This is a genomic window from Bacillus sp. T2.9-1, from assembly GCF_950097965.1.
In the GTDB taxonomy this organism is placed as follows: Bacteria; Bacillota; Bacilli; order Bacillales; family Cytobacillaceae; genus Niallia; species Niallia hominis.
Map to the genome: position 1 here is coordinate 70,766 of NZ_CATNHG010000068.1, position 8,492 is coordinate 79,257.

General features: G+C 35.7%; 9 protein-coding genes and 1 rRNA gene. 6 read left to right on the plus strand and 4 right to left on the minus strand.

Features of this window, described 5'->3' with window-relative positions; all coding sequences use genetic code 11:
• Positions 1-17 precede the first annotated feature (17 nt).
• Together QQZ16_RS04885 and QQZ16_RS04890 are read left to right on the plus strand one after the other, a co-directional pair.
• On the plus strand, positions 18-1,283 hold the full coding sequence (locus QQZ16_RS04885; RefSeq protein ID WP_284561167.1) for a glutamate-5-semialdehyde dehydrogenase: 1,266 nt from the start codon (positions 18-20) through the stop codon (positions 1,281-1,283).
• 307 nt (positions 1,284-1,590) lie between these two features.
• Entirely contained in the window at positions 1,591-2,031 is a 441-nt protein-coding gene (locus QQZ16_RS04890; protein WP_031539622.1) for a DUF2521 family protein, read from the plus strand.
• A 38-nt stretch (positions 2,032-2,069) separates the two neighbouring features.
• Here the strand turns inward: QQZ16_RS04890 and QQZ16_RS04895 are convergent, their stop codons facing one another.
• Both QQZ16_RS04895 and QQZ16_RS04900 read right to left on the minus strand, forming a co-directional pair.
• A complete protein-coding gene (locus tag QQZ16_RS04895) occupies positions 2,070-2,681 on the minus strand; it encodes a TetR/AcrR family transcriptional regulator (RefSeq protein WP_031539625.1) in 612 nt (203 codons plus the stop codon).
• Positions 2,635-3,912 carry an MFS transporter gene (locus QQZ16_RS04900; RefSeq protein WP_048717749.1) on the minus strand — a complete coding sequence of 426 codons (1,278 nt, stop codon included), beginning with the start codon at positions 3,910-3,912 and terminating at the stop codon, positions 2,635-2,637. Before QQZ16_RS04900 ends, QQZ16_RS04895 begins: the two co-directional genes overlap by 47 nt.
• Positions 3,913-4,129: 217 nt before the next feature.
• On the opposite strand from QQZ16_RS04900, the gene cwlD reads away from it, so the two are divergent.
• Both cwlD and QQZ16_RS04910 read left to right on the plus strand, forming a co-directional pair.
• A complete protein-coding gene (gene cwlD, locus QQZ16_RS04905) occupies positions 4,130-4,849 on the plus strand; it encodes an N-acetylmuramoyl-L-alanine amidase CwlD (protein WP_035416706.1) in 720 nt (239 codons plus the stop codon).
• A 254-nt stretch (positions 4,850-5,103) separates the two neighbouring features.
• On the plus strand, positions 5,104-6,159 hold the full coding sequence (locus QQZ16_RS04910) for an Mrp/NBP35 family ATP-binding protein (protein WP_031539630.1): 1,056 nt from the start codon (positions 5,104-5,106) through the stop codon (positions 6,157-6,159).
• 66 nt (positions 6,160-6,225) lie between these two features.
• Here QQZ16_RS04910 and gerD read toward each other — a convergent pair whose 3' ends face one another.
• Together gerD and pdaB are read right to left on the minus strand one after the other, a co-directional pair.
• The gene (gene gerD / locus QQZ16_RS04915) at positions 6,226-6,795 is read right to left on the minus strand and encodes a spore germination lipoprotein GerD (RefSeq protein WP_031539633.1); all 570 of its coding nucleotides are present in this window, start codon (positions 6,793-6,795) and stop codon (positions 6,226-6,228) included.
• Between the two features lie 204 nt (positions 6,796-6,999).
• Positions 7,000-7,749 carry a polysaccharide deacetylase family sporulation protein PdaB gene (pdaB, locus tag QQZ16_RS04920; protein ID WP_031539636.1) on the minus strand — a complete coding sequence of 250 codons (750 nt, stop codon included), beginning with the start codon at positions 7,747-7,749 and terminating at the stop codon, positions 7,000-7,002.
• Positions 7,750-7,892: 143 nt separating this feature from the next.
• On the opposite strand from pdaB, the gene QQZ16_RS04925 reads away from it, so the two are divergent.
• Positions 7,893-8,126, plus strand: coding sequence for a hypothetical protein (locus QQZ16_RS04925; RefSeq protein ID WP_031539638.1), 234 nt, complete (start codon positions 7,893-7,895; stop codon positions 8,124-8,126).
• Positions 8,127-8,401: 275 nt separating this feature from the next.
• Positions 8,402-8,492 (plus strand): 16S ribosomal RNA (locus tag QQZ16_RS04930); the annotation flags it as partial.

Here is an 8,492-nt window from a genome sequence, read left to right on the forward strand (position 1 = left end):
AAAGAGGAGGCAGATGAGTGACATCCATAGTGGAAGATTATCAAATCGTTGAAGTGCAAGCAATCGCTGCGAAAAAGGCTGCGAAAAAAATAAGTATTCTAAACACAAATGAAAAAAATGAAGCACTAAATGTTGTTGCTGACGAATTAGTAAAGCAGCTAGCCTTTATTTTAGAAGCCAATGAAAAAGATTTACAAAATGGCAAAGCGAGTGGTTTTGAGAAGGCCTTTATGGATCGCTTGACTCTGAATGAAAGTAGAATTAAGGATTTTGCCGAAGGGCTTCGTGTAGTGGCAGAATTACCAGATCCGGTAGGGGATGTTTTATCAAACTGGACGTTAGAAAATGGCCTAAGAGTGGAGACAATACGTGTTCCTCTTGGGGTTATAGGAATGATCTATGAAGCTCGTCCCAATGTTACAGTCGATGCGACGGGATTAGCGCTTAAGTCAGGAAATGCCATCATTTTAAAGGGAGGATCTTCCGCTATTCATTCTAATATGTCAATTGTTGAGGTTATGCATAAGGCCTTGGAGAAAACGGCTATTCCAAAAGAAGCAGTGCAATTTATTTCTTCAACAGATCGAAATGCTACAAAACAACTATTTACGATGAAAGAGCATATAGATGTACTTATTCCAAGGGGAGGCGGATCCCTTATTCAAACCGTAGTGGAAAATGCAACTGTTCCTGTACTAGAAACAGGTGTAGGAAATTGCCATCTTTATGTAGACAAAGAAGCCGATTTGAAAAAAGCACTCGACATTATCGTCAATGCGAAAACGGATCGACCTGCTGTATGTAATGCTGCTGAAACATTGATTATCCATCAAGAATTTCTAGCTAAATATAAATTGGAGCTAGCTCAAACACTTGCAGCGAATGGTATTCTCATTCATGGGGATGAAATGGCTTGTAAGGAATTACCAGGCGTTATTCCGGCTACAGAAAAGGATTGGGCTGAAGAGTATTTAAGCTTAGAGATTGCCGTAAAAATAGTGAATAGTCTAGACGAGGCAATAGAGCATATTGATAGGTATGGAACGAAGCATTCTGAAGCGATTATTACAGAGAATCAACATACGGCAAGGAAATTTATGCAGTTAACAGATGCGGCGGCCCTTTATCATAATGCATCCACCAGATTTACTGATGGAGGAGCGCTAGGATTTGGTGCAGAGATTGGAATTTCTACACAGAAACTTCATGCACGTGGACCGATGGGGCTACCTGCACTAACAACGGTAAAATATATGATGAGTGGAAATGGGCAAATAAGATAGGTAAATCTAGAAAGGGAGAGTTTTTTTGTCTATAATGTTTAGGGTTTTAATGATTATAAGGTGATTTATGCTTATATCAAAACCACATTAAGTAAAAGGCAAGCTCTAAGTGATATAGAACTAAAGCCTATTTTATATAAAGAAAACATAAACAAGGGATAGAACGTTTTCTTTGTATTTACTGGATGAAAAATGGTAAGAAAACACTCAAATAGCAACTATTCTTTCAATTGGATAGCAAAAGGCTTGTTGGGCTAGTATGGTCCCTTCCTGTTGGTTGAAAAATAACACCAAGAGGTGAAATCAATTGGCAGTCATTACAAGCTTTGATATAAAAAAACGAGAAAAACAAATAAAATACGAAAGAGCCGTTCTTAAGGAAATATCTATTAAAGAGTTAAAAGAAAAGGTAGCTCGCTATTTTGGTTCCTCAAACTTGACTTCAAGTGTTTTAATGAATGAGGGAATAGAAGAGGCTTGTTATGATGTTGCGATAGAAGCCTTTCTGCTAGGAGCAAATTACAGTAAATTTAGTGAATATGGTGAAGATATTCAAGCTATAAAAAATAGATGCAAGGAAGAGGATAATCATTTAAAGCAAACACTTTACCACTTTCTACTTTATTGGGGAAGTGAGGAAAGCAATAAAAATGAATCACTTTACTACTTATGTGAACAATTCGTGGATGAATGGTGGTTAGAAGGAGTTCAGAAAGCAAATAAAAGAAGAAAGCTTAGGCTTCATTAAAGGTGGCAGTACTGCCACCTTTTATCTTATGGTGGATATTATTTTAAAAGTATTTTCAGATACTCTACAAAAAGCGTGGCTTGTTCTTTAAGATTTACATCTTTAGGTGGGAGTATAGCATAATCAAGTGCAAGTCCATCAGTAAAAGTAATAATGGATTGCGCGATAGTTTTACTATTAAAGTTTTGATTAAATTCTCCCTTTTTCTGTCCTGCTTTAATAATTTCTTCATAAAGCTTCAAGGCAAGCTCATATCTTTTTTTGGCGTATTCTCTTCTCCTAATATCATTCCTTCCTGTAACAAAAAACTCTAAAATACTCGGTGCTAAAGGATCGATTTCATTTTCTGATGCAGGACTTTCATCGATAATATAGGATAAAAGTAACTGCCAATAAGATTCTATTTCTGTGTGTAGTAGTTCTTCCAAATTTATTACTTCGGAAGATAGGTTTTCTGCTAAAATGGCTTCGAATAAGTCTTCTTTATTGGAGAAATATTGGTATAAACCACCTCTGCTAACACCGGCTTCCTCCATTACGTGTCTCATTGTCGTTTTTTCATATCCATGTTCAATAAAGACATTCTTAGCTGCTTTAAGGATATTAGCTCGTCGCTGTTCCAGATGCTTTTGACTGACTTTTGGAGTCAATTTTCTCCCCCCGATCTAATCTATTTCTAGTTACCCATCCAATAATAGCTGCCAAAATTAACAAGCATGCACTTACCAGAAATGTTATATAGACTCCTAAAATAGTGGATAGCCATCCTCCAAGCAATGGGCCGATAATAGTGGCAGTAGTCGTAACGCTATTAATGACACCAAAGACTCTTCCGGTAAGTTGCACAGGTGTAATGGCTTGAATGTATGCTTGGTAGGGAACTAAAACATACGTCGCAGTGAATCCACCAAGAAATCCGAATGCTGAACCCCATAGATTCGGATGACTAACGTTGAAATAAGTGAATAAAGACATCATACCAAAACTAATCCCAATTCCACAAACACCAAAAAGCATAGATATAAAAGGTTGATAATCTGTTTTTTTAGCAAGAATATAGCCAGATAAAAACATCCCTGTTCCAGACGCTGTTACAATATAGCCAAATAAATTACTGGAGGCTAGTTCAAGCTCTCTTATTAGAATGATGAGTTGTGAATCTGCCAGTTGTAAGATAAGGAGGCTCAGACCTAAAAAGATCATTCCTGTTAACATGAAAAGATTGGATGTAATGAATTTTATCCCTATCGCTAAATCTTTCCTAAAAGAAGGTTTAATCCCCTTTTTAATTTCAGTAGAGACAGTAGTTACTCGAGACTTTTCCTTTGGAAGGAATAGGAGTAACAATGCGGAGAAAAGAAAGGAGAAAGAATCGAGATAGAAAATGGTTTTTACCTCTAAGAATGAAACTAACATCCCACTTAATAATGGTCCTAATATTTTGGTGCCAGAATCAATCATTGTGGTAATGGAAATAGCACTTTTTATATGGTGATTGTCTACTAATTCTTTTAGTTTCCCGTTTTTTGAAGGGATAAAGATAGTGGATATGGTTCCAATTGCCAATAAGCAGATATAGACGGTGAGGATACTATCTGCGGTGGCCAATAATAAAATCAGTCCTGCTCGAATAAGGTCAGATAAAATCATTAATAGCTTGCGATTAAAACGATCAGCAAAAGCACCAGCTATAGGTCCAAGAAAGACCATGGGTAAGGCAAGACATAACATAATAAGAGATACTTCGATTGGAGTGGCATTCCATTTTAGTCCAACCATTGTCATAATAGCTATAATACTTAACCAATCACCTAAACCTGAAATAATCTGAGCTGCTATAAGGCTTTTAAATCCGTTTGTTTTTAATAATCCAGAAAGCATAAAAATTCCTCCTTTTTAAAGTGACATTGATGTCGTTTATATATGTATTATAACGACACCTATGTCGTTTAATCAATACCTATAATGAAAAATAGGTATTTTTTTGTAGATAATATGGTCGAAGTAATCTAGGAAGCAAGAGGACTTGCTGTTCTAAAATTTCTTGTTCCCCCATATAGTAAGAATAAGGACGGGCATAGGGGGAATGAGGGAGACTGTGAGTAAAAAGTGGAAGATAAGCATATATATCATGGGGTTAGCACTTCTTTTCTTTATATTACAATTCGATTTCTCAAATGATGATTCATGGGATGCCTGGAATTTACCATTGACCGGAAAAGTGATTGTTATCGATCCGGGACATGGAGGGCCAGATGGTGGTGCGGGAGATGACGAAGTATTGGAAAAGGATATCGCATTAAAGGTCTCTTTAAAGCTTCGTGATTATTTACAGGAGCAAGGTGCCTTAGTAATTATGACGAGAGAAGAAGATAAGGATTTAGCGAGTGAAAGTACAAAAGGATATCGTAATAGAAAAGTGGAGGATTTAAAGGAGAGAATCAATATCATCAATAAATCGGATGCAGATTTATTTTTGAGTGTTCATTTAAATGCAATACCCTCATCAAAATGGAGTGGAGCACAAACTTTTTATTCAGCTCAATTGGAAGGGAATGCTAGAGCGGCTAAATTCATTCAAGATGAGTTAATTGATAATTTAGAGAATACAACTCGAAAGGCTAAACCGCTAGAGAGTGTATACATACTAAAATATGCAGAGAAACAAGGAGTACTAGTAGAGGTAGGTTTCTTATCAAATCCACAAGAAAAGGCGAATCTTATGCAGGAAGATTATCAAGAAAAAATCGCAGCGTCCATCTATAAAGGAGTAAATCGTTATTTTACGAATGAAGAGGAATTGGAAGTAGAAGAATAGAGACTAATTACGTCTCTATTCTTATTTATGCCTATTAATTCATATTCCCGGGAAATAAATCTCTTTTTCCCGCTCTTAACGACTAGTACGGTGCTCACCACTTACTGTGATAAATGAGTAATGTAGGTGGGAAGTCGACTTAACGGAAAGTTTAAATGGTTCGTATTATTTTATTGAGCGTTAGAATTTTCAGAATGTAAACGATATCTGAATTTATGCTATACTGTTAGTAAAACAGGAGAGGGGATTGTGTCATGATAACAAAAGAAGAAATCGAGAAGATAGTGGAGAATATGATCGATCCTTTTTTACATAAATCATTGCTAGAATTAGGCGCAGTGAAAGATGTTAAATGGAATGAAGAAAAAGAACATGCAAGTTTAAAGGTCGCCGTTGCAAAGCTTGGTTCTGCTTATCAAATAGAGTTGCAAAATGAAATCGTTAGTGCGCTTAAGGAAAAGGGGGTAAAAAGTGTAGGATTACGATTTGCGGAACTATCAAGCGCACTCGTTGCGGAAGTATGGAAGGAATCAGAAGCTACGGAGAAAAAGCCTACTTATATTGCTGTTGCCAGTGGCAAAGGGGGGGTAGGGAAATCTACCGTTTCTGTCAATTTAGCGGTTTCATTAGCTAGATTAGGGAAAAAAGTTGGATTGTTGGATGCGGATATATATGGTTTCAGTGTTCCAGATATGATGGGTATCACCAAAAGACCTGAAGTAATAAAGGAACGAATCATTCCAGTCGAGCGATTTGGGGTAAAAGTTATTTCTATGGGATTCTTTGTAGAGGATAATACACCAATTATATGGAGAGGTCCTATGCTTGGCAAAATGCTAACAAGCTTCTTAGAAGAAGTAGAGTGGGGAGAACTAGATTATCTATTATTAGATTTACCACCTGGAACAGGCGATGTTGCGCTAGATGTTCACACCATGCTTCCTACAAGTAAAGAAATAATCGTTACTACTCCCCATCCAACTGCAGCTTTTGTCGCAGCTCGTGCAGGTGCTATGGCCATGAAAACAAATCATGAAATCCTCGGAGTTATTGAAAATATGTCGTATTTTGAAAGTAGCCTAACAGGGGAAAAAGAGTATGTATTTGGCAAAGGTGGAGGTAAGAAATTAGCTAATGATTTGGAAGTTCCAATTTTAGGAGAGCTGCCATTAGGACAGCCCGATTGGAATGAAGAGGATTTTGCTCCATCTGTCTATCAAGAAAAACATCCTATTGGCGGAAAATATCAAGAAATCGCTGAACGAATAATAGGAGTGCTAGAGAAATCAGGGAATAAAGTTGAAAGCTGATTACAAAAAAGATTGAAAAAGGTACCTTCAAAAGGAACGTATATTCCTCGATGAAGGTACCTTATTTTAAATTTTATGTTTTTCGGAAATGAAGGAGGAAGAGGCTTCTTTGGCTGCTTTATCAAGCATTTCTTTAAACTTAGACTTAAATTCAGGTGTTTCCATTGTTTCTTGTAGTATTTGTTTGATATGCTCTCTGTATTCTGTACTTTTCAAAATGTTTTTCATTTCTGTTTCTAAGGAAGGGTCTTGTAATAACTCGACCATCATTTTCCGATATTCAGAATCCTTCATTAGATTTTTTATCAATTTTTCGTTTTCCGTCTTCATACTTTTTGCCATTGTTTCAGCAAACTCAGGATCTTGGAACTCTTTCTTCCAGAAGTCAGCCGCTTTTTCGGAAACCAGTGTTTTTTCTATCGTGCTTGTTACTGCTTTTTCATTCATTACTAAATTTTGTTTTATCTCTTCGTCATCCATTACTTCTCTTATCGCCTTTTTCCCATCATCCGTTTTCAAAATATCTACAACCATTTTCTTTGTTTGGTCATAGTCCATTTGTTGAGAACTTTCACTATCTGAACATCCACTTAATAAAGAAATGATTAGTAGGAGGGTAATCCCTTTTTTTAGCATGACAATTACCTCTTTCGTTAAAGATATCTATTAAGTAGAATGGATTCTTTTTTATTTTTTATTCCTAATGTAAAGGAAAAGATATTGGTATATGGAAAAAGAAAAAACTGTTTCTGTAAAAAAGTTACCCGAGTTTTTTGAGTAACTATCTAAAGTAAGTTAGTTACTGTAAATCGTTTAACTTTATAGAAACAGCTTAATGCGTTAATGTACTTCTTTTGACTTGGAGTCAGCATTAGAAATCATCTCTGAAACAGTAACAAATTCTAAATTCTTTTTTTGTAATTTCTTTATAATTTCAGGAAGAGCATTTGCGGTTTGCTTCGCTGAATCAGAAGCGTGCAATAATACGATATCTCCTTTTTTAGCAGATCCTGCCTTCTTAATAATTTGTGTTGTTCCAGGATTTGTCCAATCCTTTGAATCAATGCTCCAGTGAACTAAAGTATAATCGTATTGATCTGCAATGGTTAAAGCAGATTGATTAAAATGACCAGTTGGAGCGCGGGAGAGCGCGATATTATCGATCTTTAATTTTTCAAATGCAGTTTTGGCTTTCGATAAATCTTGCCTTATTTTTTCTTCTTTTACCTCTGAATAATCTACATAGTCATAGCCTAAAATTCCAATCTCATGACCTTCTTTTACCATTCTGTTTACTAGTTCAGGGTGTCTTTCTGCCCATGAACCTGCCAGGAAAAACGTTGCGTTAACTTTCTTTTCTTTCAAAATATCAAGAATAGGTTCTGCTTTTTTGTCTCCCCATCCAATGTTAAAGGTTAGGGCGACTCCCTTTTCTCCTTTATATACAGCCTTAGGTCCATCCTTGGAGGAAAACACAGGGATCTGGACAATATTTTCAACATACAAAAACCAGGCTGTAAAGAAGGATACTACAAGAATTAATGCGAATTGCTTTACGGATTTACTGTTCAGCACATAAAAGAAATTCATCTGTTTGTCACCTCGTCCACTTTACTGCTCGTCTCATTCTTATGTAGGAAAAGTAAAATTAATTACAAAAATTTTTATAAAAAAAGGAAAACTAGTACATAATACAGAGACTAAAATAAGGCTATGCATCAGGAGGGACAGTAATGATTGGTTTATTATTAAATAAAATAGAAGTAAAAGAGATTGAATATCTAATTAAAAGGGAATTAGATGAAATACTACTGGATTTGGGAGATAAAAGAATTGATCTCTCTGTTAAAAAAGCAATGATAGAAAGATATAAGGATTTGTTTTCTTTGTTAAAAAGAGTTGCAGCCCCGAAGGATTGTTTAGCTTATATCCTGTCGGAAAATAAGATGTTAGATGAAAAAATATAAAATCATAAAAAACAGTTGACGATTTTTATTTATCTTGGTATATTAGTAAAAGTCACTTCGACAGGAGCGGAAACAACGAAAAAATAAATTTTAAAAAGTTGTTGACTCCTGAAAGAGAATGTGTTAAATTAATAAAGTCGCTTATTGAGCGGCTAAGTAAATTGCTCTTTGAAAACTGAACAAACAAACGTCAACAATAATCGTTTTATAACGAATGTTATAGAATGACAATAAGTAATAAAAAGCTAGAGTTTAGCAATGAGCTAATCAACTCTTTATTGGAGAGTTTGATCCTGGCTCAGGACGAACGCTGGCGGCGTGCCTAATACATGCAAGTCGAGCGGACTTTAAAAGCTTGCTTTTAAA